The 20,651-nt window shown below is 67.8% G+C and carries 21 protein-coding genes; 3 read left to right on the forward strand and 18 right to left on the reverse strand.

Annotated elements, in window-relative coordinates; all coding sequences use genetic code 11:
• Positions 1–17: 17 nt before the first annotated feature.
• The 9 genes from recO to rpoE form a co-directional block, all read right to left on the reverse strand.
• Positions 18–728 (reverse strand): DNA repair protein RecO, encoded by a 711-nt coding sequence (gene recO, locus OP497_RS15050; protein ID WP_280549844.1) that lies wholly within the window; start codon positions 726–728, stop codon positions 18–20.
• A gap of 148 nt (positions 729–876) precedes the next feature.
• Positions 877–1,776, reverse strand: coding sequence for a GTPase Era (gene era, locus OP497_RS15055; RefSeq protein ID WP_280549846.1), 900 nt, complete (start codon positions 1,774–1,776; stop codon positions 877–879).
• Positions 1,773–2,477 carry a ribonuclease III gene (gene rnc / locus OP497_RS15060; RefSeq protein WP_280549848.1) on the reverse strand — a complete coding sequence of 235 codons (705 nt, stop codon included), beginning with the start codon at positions 2,475–2,477 and terminating at the stop codon, positions 1,773–1,775. The genes era and rnc overlap by 4 nt, the downstream gene beginning before the upstream one ends.
• Positions 2,478–2,570: 93 nt before the next feature.
• Positions 2,571–3,374, reverse strand: a complete 804-nt coding sequence (gene lepB, locus OP497_RS15065; RefSeq protein ID WP_280549850.1) for a signal peptidase I — start codon at positions 3,372–3,374, stop codon at positions 2,571–2,573.
• Positions 3,375–3,388: 14 nt separating this feature from the next.
• Entirely contained in the window at positions 3,389–5,206 is a 1,818-nt protein-coding gene (lepA, locus tag OP497_RS15070; RefSeq protein WP_280549852.1) for a translation elongation factor 4, read from the reverse strand.
• Between the two features lie 181 nt (positions 5,207–5,387).
• Complete coding sequence (locus OP497_RS15075) at positions 5,388–6,821, reverse strand: DegQ family serine endoprotease (protein WP_280549854.1); 1,434 nt, start codon at positions 6,819–6,821, stop codon at positions 5,388–5,390.
• Between the two features lie 71 nt (positions 6,822–6,892).
• Positions 6,893–7,891, reverse strand: a complete 999-nt coding sequence (locus tag OP497_RS15080) for a MucB/RseB C-terminal domain-containing protein (RefSeq protein ID WP_280549856.1) — start codon at positions 7,889–7,891, stop codon at positions 6,893–6,895.
• Positions 7,891–8,598: a sigma-E factor negative regulatory protein gene (locus tag OP497_RS15085; protein ID WP_280549858.1), complete on the reverse strand. Its 708-nt coding sequence runs from the start codon at positions 8,596–8,598 to the stop codon at positions 7,891–7,893. The genes OP497_RS15080 and OP497_RS15085 overlap by 1 nt, the downstream gene beginning before the upstream one ends.
• Before the next feature lie 190 nt (positions 8,599–8,788).
• Positions 8,789–9,394 carry an RNA polymerase sigma factor RpoE gene (gene rpoE / locus OP497_RS15090; RefSeq protein ID WP_280549860.1) on the reverse strand — a complete coding sequence of 202 codons (606 nt, stop codon included), beginning with the start codon at positions 9,392–9,394 and terminating at the stop codon, positions 8,789–8,791.
• Positions 9,395–9,700: 306 nt separating this feature from the next.
• Between rpoE and OP497_RS15095 the strand changes: the two genes are divergently transcribed.
• A complete protein-coding gene (locus OP497_RS15095; RefSeq protein ID WP_280549862.1) occupies positions 9,701–10,780 on the forward strand; it encodes a 3-deoxy-7-phosphoheptulonate synthase in 1,080 nt (359 codons plus the stop codon).
• Between the two features lie 3 nt (positions 10,781–10,783).
• Here the strand turns inward: OP497_RS15095 and dinG are convergent, their stop codons facing one another.
• Both dinG and rhlB read right to left on the reverse strand, forming a co-directional pair.
• The gene (dinG, locus tag OP497_RS15100) at positions 10,784–12,925 is read right to left on the reverse strand and encodes an ATP-dependent DNA helicase DinG (protein WP_280549865.1); all 2,142 of its coding nucleotides are present in this window, start codon (positions 12,923–12,925) and stop codon (positions 10,784–10,786) included.
• Positions 12,926–12,931: 6 nt separating this feature from the next.
• Positions 12,932–14,206: an ATP-dependent RNA helicase RhlB gene (gene rhlB / locus OP497_RS15105; protein ID WP_280549867.1), complete on the reverse strand. Its 1,275-nt coding sequence runs from the start codon at positions 14,204–14,206 to the stop codon at positions 12,932–12,934.
• Between the two features lie 168 nt (positions 14,207–14,374).
• Between rhlB and OP497_RS15110 the strand changes: the two genes are divergently transcribed.
• Together OP497_RS15110 and xthA are read left to right on the forward strand one after the other, a co-directional pair.
• A complete protein-coding gene (locus OP497_RS15110) occupies positions 14,375–14,626 on the forward strand; it encodes a hypothetical protein (protein WP_280549869.1) in 252 nt (83 codons plus the stop codon).
• 2 nt (positions 14,627–14,628) lie between these two features.
• Positions 14,629–15,483: an exodeoxyribonuclease III gene (gene xthA, locus OP497_RS15115; RefSeq protein WP_280549871.1), complete on the forward strand. Its 855-nt coding sequence runs from the start codon at positions 14,629–14,631 to the stop codon at positions 15,481–15,483.
• Between the two features lie 90 nt (positions 15,484–15,573).
• Here xthA and OP497_RS15120 read toward each other — a convergent pair whose 3' ends face one another.
• The 7 genes from OP497_RS15120 to OP497_RS15150 all read right to left on the reverse strand — a co-directional run.
• Entirely contained in the window at positions 15,574–16,392 is an 819-nt protein-coding gene (locus OP497_RS15120) for a TonB family protein (RefSeq protein WP_280549873.1), read from the reverse strand.
• On the reverse strand, positions 16,389–16,799 hold the full coding sequence (locus tag OP497_RS15125) for a biopolymer transporter ExbD (protein ID WP_280549875.1): 411 nt from the start codon (positions 16,797–16,799) through the stop codon (positions 16,389–16,391). The genes OP497_RS15120 and OP497_RS15125 overlap by 4 nt, the downstream gene beginning before the upstream one ends.
• Positions 16,792–17,325 carry a MotA/TolQ/ExbB proton channel family protein gene (locus OP497_RS15130; RefSeq protein WP_280549883.1) on the reverse strand — a complete coding sequence of 178 codons (534 nt, stop codon included), beginning with the start codon at positions 17,323–17,325 and terminating at the stop codon, positions 16,792–16,794. The genes OP497_RS15125 and OP497_RS15130 overlap by 8 nt, the downstream gene beginning before the upstream one ends.
• A complete protein-coding gene (locus OP497_RS15135; protein WP_280549885.1) occupies positions 17,309–18,646 on the reverse strand; it encodes a MotA/TolQ/ExbB proton channel family protein in 1,338 nt (445 codons plus the stop codon). Before OP497_RS15135 ends, OP497_RS15130 begins: the two co-directional genes overlap by 17 nt.
• A gap of 47 nt (positions 18,647–18,693) precedes the next feature.
• Positions 18,694–19,497 carry a DUF3450 domain-containing protein gene (locus tag OP497_RS15140; protein WP_280549877.1) on the reverse strand — a complete coding sequence of 268 codons (804 nt, stop codon included), beginning with the start codon at positions 19,495–19,497 and terminating at the stop codon, positions 18,694–18,696.
• A gap of 153 nt (positions 19,498–19,650) precedes the next feature.
• Positions 19,651–20,262 (reverse strand): superoxide dismutase, encoded by a 612-nt coding sequence (locus tag OP497_RS15145; RefSeq protein WP_280549879.1) that lies wholly within the window; start codon positions 20,260–20,262, stop codon positions 19,651–19,653.
• A 196-nt stretch (positions 20,263–20,458) separates the two neighbouring features.
• A partial coding sequence (locus OP497_RS15150; protein ID WP_280549881.1) for an FAD-binding protein occupies positions 20,459–20,651 on the reverse strand: 193 nt, incomplete at its 5' end.

Genomic DNA, 20,651 nt, shown 5'->3' on the forward strand with positions numbered 1-20,651 from the left:
AGCTTCAAGCTTATGGCTTACAGCTCCGGGCGAAGCCCGGCACGGCGACGCTGGGCAAGCTGGCGCATCAGCTCGCGGGAGCGCAGCGGACGGCTGCCGAGCAGCGGGGCCAGCGCCGCCCGGGTGACCGCCTTGGCGGGGCCGGCCAGCCCGGGTTGGGACCAGTCACCACGGGCCAGCAAGCGCAGGGTGCGCCCGTCGATGCCGGCCTCGCCGGCCACGAAGGCCCGTGAGGCCGGATCGAGGACATAGCGACGCTGGGGATCGAGCTCACCCCCCTCGGGATCGGTGAAGCGCGGCCAGGCATCCAGCACCTCGAGCACCGCCACCTCGAGCCGACGCAGCACGCCGGCGCGTCCCTCGGGCCGTGGCAGCGCCTCGAGCATGGCGGTGTAGAAGGCGAAGACCTCGGCGACGGGTAGCTCCACCGGCAGCACCCGGGTCAGCAGTTCGTTGGCATAGAGCCCACAGAGCAGCCCCTCGCCGGCCAGCAGGGCCGCGCTGCCGTGTCCCTCCATCAAGCGCAGGCGCTTGAGCTCGCCCTCGCCGACCCAGGTGATGTGCAGCGGGGCGAAGGGCTGCAGCCGCCCGCGGGAGCGCGACCCGGGGCGCTGGACGCCCTGGGCCACGGCCCTGACACGCCCGTGGTGCAGGGTCAGCAGCTCCACCAGGGCGCTGGTCTCGCGGTAGGGGCGCTTGTGGAGCAGGAAAGCTGGTTGGGGTTGCATGATCGATCCTTCGGACAAGCAGCCAAGCGGCCAAGCGGCCAAGCGGCCAAGCGGCCAAGCGAAGGGTAAGATCCAAGTCGCAAGGCGTTCGCCGCTCCTTGCGACTCCTTCCTTGGCGGCTCGACGCTTGTAGCCTGGCGCTTACCAATCAGTCCAGGTCGTAGCCCAGGCTCTTCAGCGCCCGCTCGTCGTCGGACCAGCCGCGCTTGACCTTGACCCAGAGGTTGAGCATCACCTTGGCGCCCAGCACCCGCTCCATGTCCAGGCGCGCCTCGCGGCCGATGTTCTTGATGCGCTCGCCGTTCTCGCCGATCAGGATCTTCTTCTGCCCGGCCCGTTCGACGAGGATCAGCGCGCTGATGTGCACCACCCGCCCCTCGTCGCGGAACTCCTCGATCTCCACGGTCATCTGGTAGGGCAGCTCGTCGCCGAGCTGGCGCATCACCTTCTCGCGCACCAGCTCAGCGGCCAGGAAGCGCTGGCTCTTGTCGGTGATCTGGTCCTCGGGGAAGTAGTGCACGCTCTCGGGCAGGTGCTTGGCGACCTCGCCCTCGAGCTCGGGCACGTTGGTGCCGTGCTTGGCAGAGATCGGCACGATGGCGGCGAAGTCGCGGCGCGCGCCGACCTGCTCCAGCCAGGGCAGCAGGCTGGCCTTGTCCTGCAGGCGGTCGACCTTGTTGACGGCCAGGACCACCGGTGCCTCGACGTGCTCGAGGCGCTGCAGCACCACCTGGTCCTCGTCGCTCCAGCGGGTGCGGTCGATGATGAAGACCACGCAGTTCACGTCGCGCAGGGCCTGGACGGCGGCCTGGTTCATGAAGCGGTTGATCGCCTTGTTGCGATCCTTGGCCATGATATGGATGCCGGGGGTGTCGACGTAGATGAACTGGGCCTCGCCCTCGGTCTTGATGCCCATCACCTGGTGGCGGGTGGTCTGAGGACGCCGTGAGGTGATCGAGACCTTCTGGCCGAGGATCCGGTTCATCAGCGTCGACTTGCCGACATTGGGACGGCCGACGATGGCCACGAAACCGCAGGTGGTGGTCATGGGCGGCCCCCCGTGCTGTTGGATTTGACCGGCTCAAGGCGCGATAGCGCCTGGGCGGCAGCCTGCTGCTCGGCATGGCGCCGACTCGCGCCGACGCCTAGGGTGTGCTCCTCGAGCACCTCAACCTGACACTCGACGGTGAAGGTCTGGGCATGGGCCTCGCCCTCCACCGAGGTCACCTCGTAGCGCGGCAGGGGCACCTGACGCGACTGCAGGAACTCCTGCAGGCGGGTCTTGGGATCCTTCTGGGTATCGTCGAGGCTGATGGCTTCGAGCCGCTCGGCATACCAGGAGAGCACCCGGGCCCGGGCGACTTGCATGCCGGCGTCCAGGTAGATCGCGCCGAGCACCGCCTCGACGGCATCGGCGAGAATCGATTCACGGCGATGGCCGCCGCTCTTCATCTCGCCGGAGCCCAGCCGCAGGCAGTCGCCGAAGGCCATCTCCCGGGCCAGCTCGGCCAACGTCGGGCCCTTGACCAGGCGCGCGCGCAGGCGCGACAGCTGCCCTTCCCGGGCCTGGGGAAAGCGCTGGAAGAGCACCTCGGCGATGATGAAGTTAACGATGGAATCACCGAGAAACTCGAGGCGTTCGTTGTTCTGGCCGCCATAGCTGCGATGGGTCATGGCCAACTCGAGCAGACCGGGGTCGGCGAAGTCATGGCCAATGCGGCGGCTGAAGGCGTTGAGGGAGTTGCTCACGGAGCTCCTGCATAATTGATGGCGAACGTGGGGGTGTGTCTGGATCTGGCGACGTACGCAAGCCGCCAGGCCCAAGGAGCGGCAGGTGCTGCCCTACTGGATACGGCGCACGCTGGTGAAGCTCGGCAGTCCGCCGTCCCAGTGCATCCAGACGGCGAAGGCCTGGCCGACGATGTTCTCCTCCGGCACGAAGCCCCAGTAGCGGCTGTCGTTGGAGTGGTCACGGTTGTCGCCCATCGCGAAGTAGTGCCCCTGCGGCACCACCAGCTCGCGCACCTGGGGGCCGGGGGCCCGAGGATTATTGTAGATGCGGTGCTCCTGTCCGCCCATCTGCTCGGCCAGCAGCAGCTCGGTGGGCGCCTTGAGGGGGCCGGCCTCGAGCAGCCGCTTGGGCACCGCCTCGCCGTTGACGAACAGCTGCTTGTCCGCATAGCGGATCCGGTCGCCCGGCAGGCCCACCACCCGCTTGATGAAGTTGACGGAAGGCTCGTCGGGGAAACGGAACACCATGACGTCGCCCCGCTCCGGCTCACCAATTTCAAGAAAGCGGGTGTTGACCACCGGCAGCCGCAGGCCGTAGGTGAACTTGTTGACCAGGATGAAGTCACCGACTTCAAGCGTCGGGCGCATCGAGCCGGACGGGATCTGGAAGGGTTCGACCACGAAGCTGCGCAGTATCAGTACCACCAGCAGCACCGGGAAGAAGGAGCGGGCGTAGTCCACCGGCCAGGGCTCCTTGAGCGCCTTCTCGCGGGCCCGTTCGCCGAGTCCCTCGGTGGTGCCGGCCTCGGCCGTGCCCAGCCGCTGTCGGCGGGCAGGACGCCACCAGAGCAGATCGATCAGCCAGATCATTCCGGTGACGGCCACCGCCACCACCAGCATCAAAGAGAAGTCCATGCGGTTATCCGTCCCTAGTCGTTGACCCTGAGCACAGCAAGGAAGGCGTCCTGGGGAATTTCCACCCGCCCGACCTGCTTCATGCGTTTCTTGCCTGCTTTCTGCTTCTCGAGCAGCTTCTTCTTGCGGCTGACATCGCCGCCGTAGCACTTGGCAGTGACGTTCTTGCGTAGCGCCTTGACGGTGGAACGTGCCACCACCTGGCCGCCGATGGCCGCCTGGATCGCCACGTCGAACATCTGCCGCGGGATCAGTTCCTTCATCTTCTCGACCAACAGGCGGCCGCGACTGTGGGCATGGTCGCGATGGATGATCACCGCCAGGGCATCGACCCGGTCACCGTTGATCAGCACGTCCAGGCGCACCAGTAGGGCCGCCTGGAAGCGCTCGAAGTTGTACTCGAGCGACGCATAGCCCTTGGAGATGGACTTCAGGCGATCGAAGAAGTCCATCACCACCTCGCTCATCGGCAGCTCGTAGGTGAGCTGGATCTGGCTGCCGAGGAACTGCATGTCGAGCTGGGTGCCGCGGCGCTGCTCGCACTCGGTGATGACATTGCCGACGAACTCCTGGGGCACCAGGATGCTGGCGCGCACGATGGGCTCGCGCATCTCCTCCACGTCGGCCATGTCCGGTAGCTTGGAGGGGTTGGCGACGTAGCTGACCGCGCCGTTCTTCATGGCCAGCTCGTAGACCACGGTGGGCGCCGTGGTGAGCAGATCCAGGTCATATTCGCGCTCGAGGCGCTCCTGGACGATCTCCATGTGCAGGGTACCGAGAAAGCCGACCCGGAAGCCGAAGCCCAGGGCGTCGGAGTTCTCCGGCTCATAGCCCAGCGAGGCATCATTGAGCGCCAGCTTCTCGAGGGCGTCGCGGAAGTCCTCGTAGTCATCGGCACTGACCGGGAACATCCCGGCGTAGACCTGCGGCTTGACCTTCTGGAAGCCAGGCAGGCGCGCGACGTCCGGGGTCTTGGTGTGAGTGATGGTATCCCCCACCGGGGCGCCATGGATCTCCTTGATCCCGGCCACGATGAACCCCACTTCACCGGCGCGCAGGATGCCGGTCTCACGGCGCAGCGGGGTGAAGATCCCCACTTCGTTGACCTGCCAGTCGCCGCCGGTGGACTTGATGCGGATCTTCTCGCCCTTCTTCAAGGTGCCATCGAAGATCCGCACCAGCGAGACCACGCCCAGGTAGTTGTCGAACCAGGAATCGATGATCAGCGCCTGGAGGGGCGCCTTGGGGTCGCCCTTGGGGGGCGGGATGTCGCGCACCAGGCGCTCGAGCAGCGCATCGATGCCCAGCCCGCTCTTGGCCGAGACCTGACAGGCGTCGGTGGCATCCAGGCCGATGATCTCCTCGATCTCGTGGGAGACCTTGTCCGGGTCGGCCTGGGGCAGGTCCATCTTGTTGAGCACCGGCAGCACCTCGAGACCCTGCTCGATGGCGGTATAGCAGTTGGCCACCGACTGTGCCTCGACGCCCTGACCGGCATCAACCACCAGTAGCGCGCCTTCACAGGCATACAACGACCGCGAGACCTCGTAGGAGAAATCCACGTGCCCCGGGGTGTCGATGAAGTTCAGCTGGTAGGTGTTACCGTCCTGGGCATGGTAGTCCAGCGTTACCGACTGCGCTTTGATGGTGATGCCACGCTCGCGCTCGAGGTCCATGGAGTCGAGCACCTGCTCCTTGAGCTCACGCTCGGTCAGCCCACCGCAGGTCTGGATCAGGCGATCGGCCAGGGTCGACTTGCCGTGGTCGATGTGCGCGATGATCGAGAAGTTGCGGATGTGCTTGAGGGGGTCGGAGGTTGCATCTTGGGACATCGAGTCGATTCTGCCTTGTGGGTGTCGGGCCACGGCCGACAGGATGGATCGCGTTGCGGTCGGCTGGCGGGCTCTGATCGGATTGGGCGCCATTGTAGCGGGATGCGCCGGCCAGATACAGCGACCCGACGGCGGCTGCCGTCGGGTCGCGCGATCACTGTCGCTTGGTGGGACAGCGAGATCAGCCGTGGGAGAGTCGCAGCGCCACGAACAGCGAACGGCCGTCGCGGTAGAGACGCACCGGGATCGCCCGATCATCGGGCAGCTCGGCAACCAGTTCGGCAAGCTGGTCGGGGTCCTCCACCACGCGTTGGTCGATGCTGACCAGGATGTCGCCGGCACGGATGCCCGCCTGCGCGGCGGCGCCACGCGGGTCCACCTCGCGCACCCGGGCGCCGCCCTCGATGCCGAGATCACGCCGCTCGGCCTCCTCCAGCGGCTGCACGGCGATGCCCAGCCGTGCCGACGCCGGCTCTTCGCCCTGGCCATTCGCCGCACTAACCTCGCTGTCGGGCCAATCGCCCACGGTGATGGTCTCCTCGCGACGCTTACCGTCGCGCAGCAGCGTCAGTGCTACCTCGCCGCCCGGGCTGACCCGTCCGATCAGCCGCGGCAGGGTGCTGGCACTCTCCACCGCCTCGCCGTTCACCTCGAGGATGACATCACCGGCCTGGAGCCCGCCGCGGGCGGCCGGCCCCTCGGGGTCGAGGTCGGCGATCAGCGCGCCCTCAGGGTTGTCCATGCCGAAGGACTCGGCCAGGTCACGGGACACCGGCTGGATCATCACCCCCAGCCAACCACGATTGACGCGACCGCCGTCACGCAGCTGGTCGGCCACGTCCAGCGCCACGTTGATGGGGATCGCGAAGGAGAGCCCCATGAAGCCGCCGCTGCGGGTGAAGATCTGCGAGTTGATGCCGACTACCTCGCCATCCAGGTTGAACAGCGGACCGCCGGAGTTGCCCGGATTGATCGCCACGTCGGTCTGGATGAAGGGTACGTAGGCATCGCGGGGCAGGGTGCGATCGATGGCACTGACGATGCCGGCCGTCACCGAGTGGTCGAAACCGAAGGGCGAGCCGATCGCGGCGACCCACTCCCCCACCCGCAGATCATCGGAGTCGCCCAGGGTGAGGGTCGGCAGGCCCTCGGCGTCCACCTTGAGCAAGGCGACATCGGTCTTGGCATCGGCCCCGATCAGCTCGGCCTGGAGCTCGCGCCGGTCGTTGAGCCGCACCAGGATCTCGTCGGCGCCCTCCACCACATGGGCATTGGTCATGATGTAGCCGGCCTCGTCGATGATGAAGCCCGACCCCAGCGACTGGCGCTCCTCACGGCGCTCCGGCCCCCCGCCGGGCGGCATCGGGACACGGTCGTCGAAGCGATCACCGAAGAAGCGACGCAGGATCTCGGGGATCTCCTGATCGCCGAAGTTGTGCAAGGGCGACGCCGTGCGCTCCACCATCCGCGAGGTGGAGATGTTCACCACCCCGGGCGCGGCCTGATCGACCAGTTCGGTGAAGTCCGGCAGGTCCCGGGCCACGGCCGTTTGCCACACCAGCAGGGCCGTGGCGAGCAGCATCCAAAGGGAAAGGTGTCGTGTCATGCGCTTCATGAAAGGCTCCTGCTCGACAAGGGATAGGAAAAAAGGATGTGTCCTTACATACCGCCTGGGTGTCAAAAGGTTCAGGGCATATCGCCCTCAGCGCCGTCCTGCCACTCCACCGAATCGGCCACACGCAGCAGGACACCGGGTGGCAGCTCCCCCATCGCCACGACCTGGCGGGTCCGACCGCCGAGTTTGCGTTGGCGGACGGCCGCGTAGGAGACGCCGAGGCGATGCATGCCCGGGATCAGCTGGTCCGCCCCCTCCACGGGTTCCACGAACAGGCTGAGGGTGGCGAGGCCGTCACTGAAGACCCGGTGGCCGATGTCATCGTCATGACGGGAACTGCGGGACTCCACCGGCTGGGGGATGAAGCCCGTGGGCAGCCAGGCGGGGTGCCAGGGATCCTGCGGGCGGGCACGGCGTCGGTCGAGCTCGATCTCCCCCTGGTGCAGCTGGGGCTGACGCAGCTCGGTGATCTGGAAGGTCTCCACCACGCGTCCATGCTCGTCCAGCAGGATGTGCTTGAGCGGCAGCCCCGTGGCGGTGTCGAGCCAGAAACGGTGGCCGTAGCGCATGCCATCCAGGGGTTCGATGTCGAGGCGGAGGGTGGTGCGATTGGCAAGACGCTCCTCACCGCTCAGCTGGAGGCGATAGAGGCCATCGAGGTGTTCGGCGATGCCCGACGGTGAGGCCGGCACCGGGGCGTTACCCTCGGCCCAGCTCAAGCGACCGATGCGCCCGCGCCGCTCGAAGACCACCGGGGGGCCGTCCAGAAACCGCGCCACCTCGCGCTCGACGCCTTCCACGACATCATGGGAAAGCGCCAGGGAACGGACCCCGTCGCCGCCGATGCGTACCGCCCGTGCCTGGAAATCGTAGCAGTGGTTGGACCAGAGGCTGCGCTCCAGCCACTCCTGGGCGGTCTCGGGTGGCTCACGCTCCGCCAGGGAGCGGCAGTCGAACCGCTCGGCCGGGGCCGGATCGGCGTCGGACTGAGCCACGGCGCCTGACGAGAGGCTCAGCAGGGCCGCGACCAGCATCGCGCCGAGCAGACGGGTCGGACGACCCTGACGCATCAGTGCTGCCCCAGGGACTCGCTACCGGACGCGCGCAGCAGCGGCATCCAGGTATCTCCACTGCGGTAGGCCGCGCCCTCGGCATGGCGGTCCAGATAGGACTGCAGCAGTTGTGCCTGTTGCTGGTCACCCCGGGCAGACTGCCGCGGGGAGAGGAACAACGGCGAATCGAAGTCCGCCCCCACCGTCATCACGCCCCGGGAATCCCCGGAGGGGGTCTGGAAGAGCGGCAGACCCGGCAGCGAGGAACGGCTATCGACGCCAGAGGCGGCCAGCCCCGACCCGCCGAAAGCGGCAGGACTCGCCTGCTGCTCGCCCACCGGCTGGCCCTGGGAAGCCACTTCGGTGGGGGTCTGACCCGCATCGAGGCTGCCGTTGTAGAACTGCACGCCGCTGATGACCATCAGCGACACCGCGGCCGCGATGCCGGCGCCACGCGCCAGCGTAATGGGACGCCCGGACGCCTCGCCGGCATCGACCCGGGGCACCGGCTCGTCCTGAAGACGCGCCATGATGCCCGCCGAAAGATCGGTAGCGACATCGACCCCCGGTTCGCGCCGCATCAGGCTGCGCATCAGATGGTAGCGGCGCCAGGTCTCGGCCGCATCCGGGGCGTCGTCCAGTGACGTAAGCACTCGACGAAGCTCCAGCTCATCCCCTTCGTTGTCCATCAGGGCAGAAAGCGATTCCCGTGCGTTCTGACTCATTCTTCACACCCTCACACTCGACAAGGCGACCCGGTCCGGGTCCTTTGACAGCCTGTTGATCCCGACATCGGCGCGTGTCGCCCTGACCGCGTCGGCATGTAGTTGCCTGCTAGTGGCAGGCCGGTCACCGCATATGACGTCGCGGATGGCGGACAGTTCAGCAAATCGTCAAAAAGCTTGCAGTTTCGCCTCATTCGACCACCGTCTCCTGGTTGCGGGAGGTGGTGACGAGCGGGCGGATATGCTGGTCCACCGCCTCCCGGGCCCGGAAGATCCGCGAGCGGACGGTACCCACGGGACACTGCATGATAGCGGCGATGTCCTCGTAGGAGAGGCCGTCGAGCTCACGCAGGGTGATCGCGGTCCGCAGGTCATCGGGCAAGCCCTCGATCGCCTCGAAGATGGCCGCCTCGAGCTGGTCGCGGGCCAGCGCGGCCTCGGGGGTCTCGGTATCGGCCAGTCGTCCGCTGTGGTCGACGATCTCGGCATCGACGATGTCCAGGTCGCTGCCCGGCGGACGCCGCCCCTTGGAGACCAGGTAGTTCTTCGCGGTATTGATGGCGATGCGGTACATCCAGGTGTAGAAGGCGCTCTCGGCGCGGAACTTGCCCAATGCCCGGTAGGCCTTGATGAAGGCCTCCTGCGCCACATCCTGCACCTCGGCGTGGTCATGCACGTAGCGACCGATCAGGCCGATGATCTTGTGCTGGTACTTTTTCACCAGCAGGTCGAAGGCGCGGGTGTCCCCCTTCTGGGCGCGCTCGACGAGCTGCTGGTCGGTTTCCCGGGTGCCCATTCAGGCCCTCCCCGAACAGAGAGGTGCGGATAGCGACCCAACGGCGGGTCGCGAACGGTCTGGCATTACTAGCATAGTGTCAACCTGGGCCTTGGAGCCGCTGAATGGTCAGGGTCATGAATCACGAGAGGTACAAGTGTTCCTGTTTCTTGAACGTCCATCAAGCCGGTTGCCTTGCCCTGCTGCCGTCGATGGGACCGGCCGCGCCCGGACGGGTTCGCATGGCGATTGAATTTGCTGGCCCCGCGCGCGATAGTAGACGCCACTGGACATCGCCATCAGCGCAGACACGACACAGGAAGCACAATGTCAGAGCAGCAGGTCAATAACCTCAACGTTCTCGCCCAGGACGTCCTGATCACGCCCGAGGCCCTGAAGCGGGAGATCCCCCTCACCGAGGCCGCCGAACACACGGTGATCGAGGGACGCGAGACGATCCAGGCCATCCTGGACGGCCGTGACCCTCGCCTGCTGATGGTGGTGGGCCCCTGCTCCATCCATGACGTGGATGCCGCCCTAGACTACGCCCGCCGCCTGCGCCAGCTGGCCGACGATGTCAGGGACAGCCTCTACATCGTGATGCGCGTCTACTTCGAGAAGCCCCGCACCACGGTGGGCTGGAAGGGCCTGATCAACGACCCCCACCTCAACGGCTCCTTCGAGATCGAGGAGGGCCTGCACATCGCCCGCAAGCTGCTGGTCGAGCTCGCCGAGATGGGCCTGCCGCTGGCCACCGAGGCGCTGGACCCCATCTCGCCCCAGTACATCCAGGACTGCATCAGCTGGTCGGCCATCGGTGCGCGCACCACCGAGTCCCAGACCCACCGCGAGATGTCCTCGGGGCTCTCCTGCCCGGTGGGCTTCAAGAACGGCACCGATGGCAGCCTGGACGTCGCGGTCAATGCCCTGCAGTCCGTCTCCCACCCCCACAACTTCCTGGGCATCGACCAGGCCGGCCAGGTGGCGATCATCCGCACGCGCGGCAACGCCTACGGGCATGTGGTGCTGCGCGGCGGCAACGGCAAGCCCAACTACGACAGCGTCAGCGTGGCGCTGGCCGAGCAGGAACTCAAGAAGGCCGGGATCACGCCCAACATCATGATCGACTGCTCGCATGCCAACTCCAACAAGGATGCGGCCCTGCAGCCGCTGGTGCTGGAGAACGTCACCAACCAGATCCTCGACGGCAACTACTCGATCATCGGCCTGATGGTCGAGTCCAATATCGGCTGGGGCAACCAGAAGCTGACCGAGGATCTCAGCCAGCTCAAGTACGGCGTCTCCATCACCGATGCCTGCATCGACTGGGACACCACGATCGAATCCTTCAAGCGCATGAACGAGAAGCTCGCGCCGGTGCTGGCCGAGCGACGCCAGGCCACCTGACCCCTAGACCTCACGTACCCCGTCGATCTCGCGCACGAAGGGCGGCAGGGCATCGAGCAGCGCCCGCCCGTAGCGGCGGGTCAGCACCCGGCGATCGAGCAGGGTGATGCGCCCATGGTCGGCCTCCTTGCGGATCAGCCGGCCACAGGCCTGCACCAGCTTGATCGAGGCATCCGGCACGCTGATGCGCATGAAGGCATTGCCGCCGCGGCTCTCGATCCACTCCGCCAGCGTCGCCCCGACCGGATCATCCGGCACCGAGAAGGGCAGCCGGGTGATCACCACATGGGTGAGGTAGTCACCGGGCAGGTCGATCCCCTCGGCAAAGCTCGCCAGGCCGAAGATGATGCTGCCCTCCCCCGCATCCACCCGCGCCCGGTGGCGGCTGATCAACTCGCGCTTGGGCAGGCGGTCCTGGGCCAGCACCCGCTCGCGGCGGCCCCGGGAGAGCGCCTTTTCGACACCGCGCAGCTGGGCCCGTGACGAGAACAGCATCAGCACTGCCTCCTGCTCACCGAGCGCTTCCACGAAGTCGACGATGGCCCGCTCGTGCCCCTCGCGGTCGGCGGGATCAACCGCTTCACGGGGCACGCTGAGCACCGCCCGCGAGTAGTCGAAGGGACTGGGCAGGCGCTGATAGCGATAGCGGTTGGCCAGCCCCGCGCGTTCCTGCAATCGCTCGAAGCGACCCAGCGCGGTGAGCGTCGCCGAGGTGATCACCGCCCCGAAGGTACTTCCCCACAGAGACTTGGCGAGGGTGTGGGCGGCAGAGACCGGGCTCGCCGAGAAGCTCAGCTCGGGCTCGCCATGGAAGCGCTCCAGGGTCAGCCAGCGCGCGCGCGGGGGCTCGCCGTCGGGATCGGTCTCGGCAAAGGCCAGCCACAGCGCATGGGCCTCCAGGGCACGCCCGTGGAGCAGCGCCACCAGCGGCAGCCAGGCCTCGGCCTGCTCGCGCGGCAGTCCGGTGTGCTTGTCCGGGTCGAGGCTCTCGCGCAGGATGTCGGCCATGCTCTCCAGAGTGCGGGAGAGCTCGGCGAAGACCACCACCAGGCCACCCGCCTGCTCGCGCAGCGCCTCGGGGGCTCGGCCCATCTCCAGACGGTGGTGCCGGCTCTCCTCGCCGTCGGCCAACCCCTGGGGGCGGCCGGCCAGCTGGTGGCCGAGGGCGAAGGTCTCGCCGAGCCGGGGCTCCAGGGCGTTGATCGCCTCCGGGAGCCCCGCCAGCAGCCGCGCCAGGGTCGGCTGGACGGCCAGCGCCTGGTTGAGCTCGCTGAGCGAGCTCTTCAGGGTCTTCAGCCAGCGCAGCGCCCCGCCCACCGCGAAACGGTAGGTGAAATGCTGGAGGGCCTTGTCGGGCAGGTGATGCCCCTCGTCGAAGACGTGGATGCAGTCGCCCGGGGCCGGCAGCACCACCCCGCCGCCCAGCGCCAGGTCGGCCAGCACCAGGTCGTGGTTGGCGACGATGACATCGGCACTCTCGAGATGGCGGCGAGCCCGGAAAAAGGCGCAGGCCCCGAAGTGGCCGCAGCGGCGGTTGGTGCACTGACGGTGGTCCACGGTGAGGCGGCGCCAGTGGCTGTCCTCGATGGCCTCGGGCCAGCTGTCGCGATCGCCCTCCCAGCGGCCGTTGCCGTAGGCCTCGCCCAGGTCCTTGACCAGCGCCTGGAAGTCGTCGCCGCCGCTGGCCAGAGACTGCTCGAAGAGCGACAGGGTGGCGTTCTCCTCCCCGCCGTCCAGCGCCTGGTCGAGACGCGCCACGCAGACATAGCGCCCGCGCCCCTTGGCCAGGGCATAGTCGAAGTCGAGTCCGCTGTGGGCCTTGAGCGCCGGCAGGTCCTGATGGAGCACCTGCTCCTGCAGGGCCACGGTGGCGGTGGCGATGACCAGCCGCTTGCCGCGGGCCTTGGCCACCGGCAGCGCGGCCAGCAGGTAGGCCAGGGTCTTGCCGGTGCCGGTGCCGGCCTCGAGCACGCAAACGTGCTCGTCGCTGACGCGCCGGCCGGCCTCGTCGGCCTCGATGCCCGCCAGGGTGCGGGCGATCTCGGCGATCATCAGCCGCTGACCGTAGCGCGGCGTGAGCTCGAGGCCCTCGAGCACCCGCCGATAGGCGTCCTGGATCTCGGCCTTCAGCGCCTCTTCAAGCATGGGCCGTCAGAGCAGGCCTTCCGGCGGGTGCTCGCAGGGCAGCTTGTCGTTGATGTAGCGCTCGATCTCGGGCAGCGAGAAGGCGTCCTCCTCGCCCACGAAGCTGATCGATACCCCCTTGGCGCCGGCGCGGCCGGTGCGTCCGATGCGGTGCACGTAGTCCTCGGGGTCTTCCGGCAGGGTGTAGTTGATCACGTGGCTGACATCCTCGATGTGGATGCCGCGCCCCGCCACGTCGGTGGCGACCAGCACCTGGATCTGGCCCTCGCGGAACTTCTCGAGGGTCTCGATGCGCTGGTTCTGGGGCACGTCGCCGGAGAGCATGGCGGCGCTGATACCGGCCTTCTCGAGCAGGTCGTCGAGCTTGCGCACCAGGTCACGACGATTGCCGAATACCATGACGCGGTCGAAGCTCTCCTGCTTGAGCAGGTTGACCAGCAGGCGCTGCTTGTCCTCGTCGCCGACCATATAGACGCGCTGGTCGATATCGGCGGCGTTGTCGACGGTGACCTCGATCTCCACATGGGCCGGCTCATGGGTCCACTGGCTGGCCAGGTTGAGGATGTCCTGGCTGAAGGTGGCCGAGAACAGGAAGGTCTGGCGCTGCTCCTTGTTCGGCGTGTGGCGGATGATGCGCTTGACGTCGGGAATGAAGCCCATGGAGAGCATGCGGTCTGCCTCGTCCAGCACCAGCACTTCCACCTGGGTGAGGTCGACGTCGCGCTTCTCATGGAAGTCCAGCAGCCGTCCGGGCGTGGCGACCAGGATGTCGAGCTTGCCCCCCAGCGCCTCGCGCTGCTTCTGGTAGTCCATGCCGCCCACGACGCTTGCGACCTTGAGATCCGTGAAGCGCGCCAGGGCCTTGGCGTCCTTCTCGATCTGCAGCGCCAGCTCGCGGGTCGGGGCCACGATCAGCGCCCGCGGTGCGCCCGGCTTCTGGCCGTTGGGAACCTCCTCTTCGAGGAAGTAGGCCAGGATCGAGATCAGGAAGGCGGCCGTCTTGCCGGTGCCGGTCTGGGCCTTGCCGACCACGTCACCGCCCAGCAGGGTCTGGGCCAGGGCCTCGGCCTGGATGGGCGTGCAGTATTCGAAGTCCAGGGCATGGATGGCCCGCATCAACGGTAGCGGCAAGTCGAAGTCATGGAAGCGCCACTTGCCCGCCACGACGGGGACCTGGAACTGGCGCAGATCCCAGTTCGACTGGCGACGGCGCGGCTTGCGCCGACGACGCTTGGGCTTGCGGTTCTGGGCCGGTGCTGTGGTCTGTTCCGACTCGCTCATAGGCTGTGCTGTCTTATCCGTATCGGTGGATGGGGTGCATGACGCAAACCGGCATTGTACCAGTCTCCGGCGCCGAGGGCGCCCCCGGACGTCTACCGCCGGTTCGTCGCTGTCGGCAGGGCCGCCGCGACTGGTAGAATGGCATCCATTCATGCAAGGAGTTGCATCATGACACGCCAGAAGAAGACTCGCTCGCTCGCCGACAAGGTGCAGATCCGCACCGGCAAGCGCAAGGATTTCAAGAAGTGGCGCCACGAGAATCCCGACCAGGTCACCTCGACGACCCGCTTCACCCAGAAGAAGCGCCAGCAGCGCAAGCTGCAGGCGGCCCGCAAGATGGCCCGCCAGGAATCGGGACAGCCGATCGCCATCCACCCCGAGACATCGGGCAACGACACCCCCGAGTGGAAGGACGACTGACGATGCGTCTCGTCTCTTTCAACATCAACGGCATCCGCGCCCGCCTGCACCAGCTCGCCGCCCTGATCGAGGCGCATCGCCCGGCGCTGATCGGCCTGCAGGAAACCAAGGTCCAGGATAGCGAGTTCCCCGTGGCGGCGGTGGAGGCGCTGGGCTATCGCGTCTTCTACCACGGCCAGAAGGGCCACTACGGCGTGGCGCTGATGGTCGACACGGCCCAGTGCGGCGAACCGGAGGCGATCTTCCATGGCTTCCCCGACGACGGCGAGGCGGCCCAGCGGCGCATGATCGGGGTGCGCCTGCGTGGCGGGGATGGCGACCCGCTGACGGTGTGGAACGGCTACTTTCCCCAGGGCGAGAACGTCGAGCACCCGGCGAAGTTTCCCCACAAGCGTGCCTTCTACACTCAGCTTCAGCACCTGCTGGAGACGCAGCACCGCCCCGACGAGCGCCTGGCGGTGATGGGCGACTTCAACATCTCCCCCGAGGACCGCGACATCGGCATCGGCGAGGCCAATCGCAAGCGCTGGCTGCGCGAGGGCAAGACCAGCTTCCAGCCGGTGGAGCGCGACTGGCTCGCCGGCATCAAGGGCTGGGGACTCACCGACAGCTATCGAGTGCGTTACCCGGAGACGGACGACCGCTTCAGCTGGTTCGATTATCGCTCCCGCGGCTTCGAGCGCGAGCCCCGGCGCGGCCTGCGCATCGACCATATCCTGGTCAGCGCGCCGCTGGCCGAGAAGGTGACGGACGCCGGCATCGACTATGACCTGCGTGGCATGGAGAAGCCCTCCGACCACGCGCCAGTGTGGACGGAGCTCGCGCTGCAAGCCGGCCCGACTGGCCCGCGGCAATAAGGCACCCGGCGCCCGGTGCCGGCAAGGACGCCATCAGCAGCCAGCCGGTGGTGACCCCGAAGACAGGTCATGGGGGCTCCCTGTCGCAGCCTATCTGAGCTGGAACTCCAGCCGCTGCCGCGCCCGACGCAGACGGCCATCTGGCTCGAAACGCCACTCCGCCACCGCCGACTCGGCGGCCGCCTCGAAGGCCCTGCGCGGCCGAGCCTCCAGCACCCGAATGCTCGAGGGGTCAACGCGACCGTCCGGCTGAATCAGGAATTCCAGCTCCACATGGCCTTCCAGCCCTCGTCGCAGGGCTCGCCGCGGGTAGTTTGGCGGCACCCGGCTGACCGGGATGGCCTCACCCACTTCCACGGGCACGTCACTGGCCTGACTCCCCTGACCGGCCGGCTCGGCGGTGGAGACAGCCTCCAGCGCAGCATCGGCGGGCTTGCTTTCCTCGGCGCTTTCCTCGGCGGCGAGGGCCACGGGCTCGGAAGGCGCCGCAGATGCTGGCTCAGGCTGCGGTGCTGGTGCCGGATCAGGGATCGACTCCGGTTCTGGGACTGGCGCCGGTTCGGGAGTCGGATCTGGAGTCGATTCTGGCACTGGCTCCGGCGCTGGGGTCGGCTCCGGCTCCGGCTCCGGTTCGGGCTGCGGATCAGGCTCAGACAGGGGGATCGCGTCGGGTCGCTCAGGCAAGGACTCGGCCTCGGCGAGGGAGGGAGACGGCGCCTCTTCCGGGGCCGGCGCGGCTTCCGGCGCGGCGGGTTCGACGACCTCCGTCATCGAGGCCAGCTTCAGCGGCACGGCAGCATCCGGCCGCTCAATCGTCTGCTCCGGCGGCACGACCAGCAGCGCCAGCAGCCAGAACAGCAGCAGCGCCAGGGACACGCCGGCCAGCGCCGAGAGGGGCACCCGGATCATGGCGTGCCCTGGGTCGCAGCCACCGCGATCTGCTCCACACCGGCCTCGCGGATACGATCCATCACCTCGATCAGCCGGCCGGTGGTGGCCTCGCGGTCGGCCTGGATCACCACCCCGCCGTCGCCACTGACCAGGGCGGCGACCGCCTCGCCGACGCGGTGGGCATCCACCGGCCGGCCGTCCACCCAGACGGCGCCCCCCGAGGTGATCGCCACCATCAGCTGGGCGTCGGGCTGAGGGCTGGCGGCGCTGGATTCGGGCCGCTCGATCTCTACCCCGCTTTCCTTGATGAAGCTGGTGGTGACGATGAAGAAGATCAGCATGATGAAGACCACGTCCAGCATCGGGGTCAGGTTGACCTCGCCGGCGTCGCCTCCCTCGGCGGTCAGGCCGCGGCGTCTACGCATGGTATTCCTCCACGGCGCGGGCCAGGCGGTCATGCAGCCGCTGGTCCTCGCGCCGGATGAGCTGTTCCAGTCGGCTGGTGAACAGCAGACCCACCACTGCCACCGCCATCCCGGCCAGGGTCGGCAGGGTGGCCCGCGCCACGCCGTCGGCCATGGCGCGGGCCTGGCCGGTATCGCTCAGCGCCAGGCTGTCGAACACGGCAATCATGCCGGTGACGGTGCCCAGCAGACCAAGCAGCGGGCAGAGCCCCACCAGCAGCTTCAGCCAGGGCAACGGACGCCGCAGCCGGCCGAGCAGTTCACGGGTCCAGGCCTCACGCAGGGTCCGGGCACTCCAGCTCAGGTGGTCGGGGCGCGACGCCCAGCGCGCGATCAGCGCGCGGCGCGCGCGGCGGTAGGTAATACGAAAGAACAGCAGCCGCTCCAGGGCCAAGCTGAAGAGCAGTGCCGCCACCCCGGCGATACCCACCAGGATGATCCCACCGGCATCGACCAGCCGCGCCAGGGGCTCAAGCCAGAGCGGCAGCACGGCGCTCGCTCCCTGAAGTTTTCGGGGCGACCTGACGATGCTCGAGCTGTTCGGCCAGGGCCGCGCTGGCCTGGCCCTCCATCACCCCGGCAAGGTGACGGCTACGGCCCGCCAGGGCGGTATGGGCGAACAACAGCGGCACGGCGGTGATCAGGCCCAACACGGTGGTGACCAGCGCCTGGCTGATGCCGCCGGCCATCAGCTGGGGATCACCGGTGCCGAATACCGTGATCGCCTGGAAGGTGACGATCATCCCGGTGACGGTGCCCAGCAGGCCCAGCAACGGGGCCACCGCGGCGAGCAGTTTGACCAGCGCCTGGCCGCGCTCGAGCCGCGGCAACTCGGCCAGCACCGCCTCGTCGAGGCGCGCTTCCAGCGCCTCGGGCACCGGATCGTCGGCGAGCGCCCGGAAGCGCAGCAGCACCCGGCCCAGCGGGTTGTCCTCGCGTAGCCGGCTGAGGTCGCGCCGCTGGCGGCGGGTCGCCACGCTCACCCTGAGCAGGTAGGTATACTGCAGCATCGCCATCAGCAGGCCGATGCCGCCCAGGCCCACCACCACATAGCCCACGGCGCCGCCCTGCTGGAAGCGCTCCGTGAGGCTCGGCCGCTGAGCCAGGGCCTCGATGACCTGGCCCCGGGTAGGGTCCAGCGCCAGCCGCTCGCCCTCCCCGGCCTGGAAGTCGGCGAGCAGCTCGCTGACCTCTCCCGGGGTGCGTGGCGCCGTGGCGAGCACGCCCTCCTCGGCGCCGCGCTCCAGCAGTGCGCCCGCGCTGAAAGCGGCCAGATCACCCAGGCGCACCACCTCGCGAGTGGCGAGCCGGCCATCACTCGCCGCCACGGGCATGTCGAAGGCGACGACCCGGCCGGTCTCGGCGGTCAGCGCTATCAGCGCATCGCCCAGGGTCTCCAGGTGCTCGGGTCGGAGTACCTCGGCGTCATCCAGGCGCGGCGGCAATGCCGCGCCGCTCACCGTGATCCAGCTCTCCGCCAGGTCATCGCGCAGCTCGCCGCTGTGACGCGCCAGGGTGTCCAGCACCGCCCTGATATCCTCACCCTGCTCGTCCTGGCGTTCGTCGAGCACGTCGCGGCGGACCTGCTGGGCCTGCTGCTGTTCCGACAGGGCCGCGAAGCGCGCCTCAGCCTCGTCGTGGGCCTCGCGGGCCTGCTGGAGGGCCGCCTGCAGGGCGCCGCGATCCTCGACCAACGCGGCCAGCCGCGCCGCATCGCGGGCCTCGGCCGCCTCGCGCTCGGCGCGCAGAGTGGTCAGGGGCTCGTCCTGAGACTGGGCGGGCAGCCCGACGATCAACAGGCCGCCCATGACCAGCCCCACCAGGGTACGGCGTGCGGCACGCGTCCAGGGATGGCTCATGAGCTCGCCTCCGCATCAGTGGTATCTGCCCGCTCGAGGGGCCGGGAGATCGGCAGGGTCAGCAGTTCCGGTGCCCGTTGGTCGCGGACGATGCGCAGGCCGTGGCGTAGCTCCATGCGTCCGGCTTCATCCAGTGGTTCCCAGCGATCGGCATCGGCCCGCCACACGCCGCCCTCACGCCCGTCGGGGGTCAGGTAGTAGAGACCCACCCGCCCCAGGCGCAGGAAGTCCACCTCACGGCGGGCGTCGCCCTCATCTCTCCCCTCGTTCAGGGTGCCGCGCCAGGCGTCCAGCTCGCGGCCGTAGTCGAGCTCGGTACGCCAGGCGGCGAGGAGTCGATCCAGGCGCTCCGCGGCCGAGGCGCCGGGATCGGCCAGGCCGGCCTCGAGACCCGCGGCGCGGGCCAGGCGCTCATCCTTCAGGAACGGCAGATCGCGCTCCACCCAGGCCTGCAGGCGCGAGATCAGCGCCTGCTCGATTTCCGGCAGCACTTCACGGGTCTCGGCCAGCGTATCCAGCGCTGCCTCGCGGCGGTCCAGGCGCTCGCCCCGGCGCTCGAGGCGTGGCGCCAGGGCGTCGCTGCGCGCCTCCAGGCGCCGGGTCTCGGCCTCCACCCGGCGCAGCTCGCGGAGCATCTTGCGACTCTCGTCGTCGGCCGCGTCGAGGTGCGCCTGAAGCTCGGCCTGGGCGTGCTGGGCCTGGCTCGCCTCCTCGACCACAGGCTGCTGTGCCTGGAGCATGCCGGCGGCCAGCACGCCGATGGCGATGCCGAATGGCAATTGTAAGCGAAAGATCCTCACCGTGGCTCTCCGTCGTGGTCCCGGGCAGAGCGCCCACCATGCCACCAATACGAACGATTATCAATACACATGGTTATCGTCTGCACTGGCGCGACGCACAGAAAAGCCGCACCCCTGAGGGCACGGCTTGTCTGGAGGAAGGAAGGCGCGGCCTCAGGCCGTGGCATTGCGGTAGCGACGCTCGACGTCCTCCCAGTTGATCACGTTGAAGAAGGCCGCCACATAGTCCGGGCGCTTGTTCTGGTACTTCAGGTAGTAGGCGTGTTCCCAGACATCCAGGCCCAGGACCGGCGTATTGCCGTGCATGATGGGACTGTCCTGGTTGAGGGTGTTCTCCACCACCAGCGACTTCTCCGGGGTCACCGAGAGCCAGGCCCAGCCGCTGCCGAAGCGGCCCAGTGCCGCCTTGGTGAAGGCGTCCTTGAAGGCATCTAAGCCGCCCAGTTCCGCTTCGATGGCACGGGCCACCTCGCCCTGGGGCTCTCCTCCCCCGCCGGGCGACATCATCTGCCAGAACATCGAGTGGTTGGCATGGCCACCGCCGTTGTTGACCACCGCCTGGCGCTTGCCCTCCGGCACATGGTCGAGGTTGGCGATCAACTCCTCCACGTGCACGTCCTCGAGGCCGGTCCCTTCGAGGGCGGCATTGAGGTTGTTGACATAGGTCTGGTGGTGACGGGAATGATGGATCTCCATGGTCAACGCATCGATATGCGGTTCCAGGGCATCGTAGGCATAGGGAAGATCAGGAAGGGTATGCGCCATGATCACTCCTCCTTGTTGATGTCGGATAGGCCCCGTAGGCCCGGTTCACCTACGAGGATGGCAGGGAACGGCACTTGTTGCTAATGATTCCTGTTATTCCTTGTATAGAAGACGTTAATCGACGCCCTGAACGACGCGGGCCGCCCCCAAGGGACCGGCCCGCGCGCTGGCGCAACCTGGAAGATCCCGATCTTCCTTACAGCTTGCTTTCCAGCTCGGGCAGGGCCTCGAAGAGGTCCGCCACCAGGCCGTAATCGGCCACCTGGAAGATCGGCGCCTCCTCGTCCTTGTTGATCGCCACGATCACCTTGGAGTCCTTCATGCCCGCCAGGTGCTGGATGGCCCCGCTGATGCCCACGGCGATATAGAGGTCCGGGGCGACGATCTTG

This window comes from Halomonas sp. 11-S5 (genome assembly GCF_029889825.1).
Classification (GTDB): Bacteria; Pseudomonadota; Gammaproteobacteria; order Pseudomonadales; family Halomonadaceae; genus Halomonas.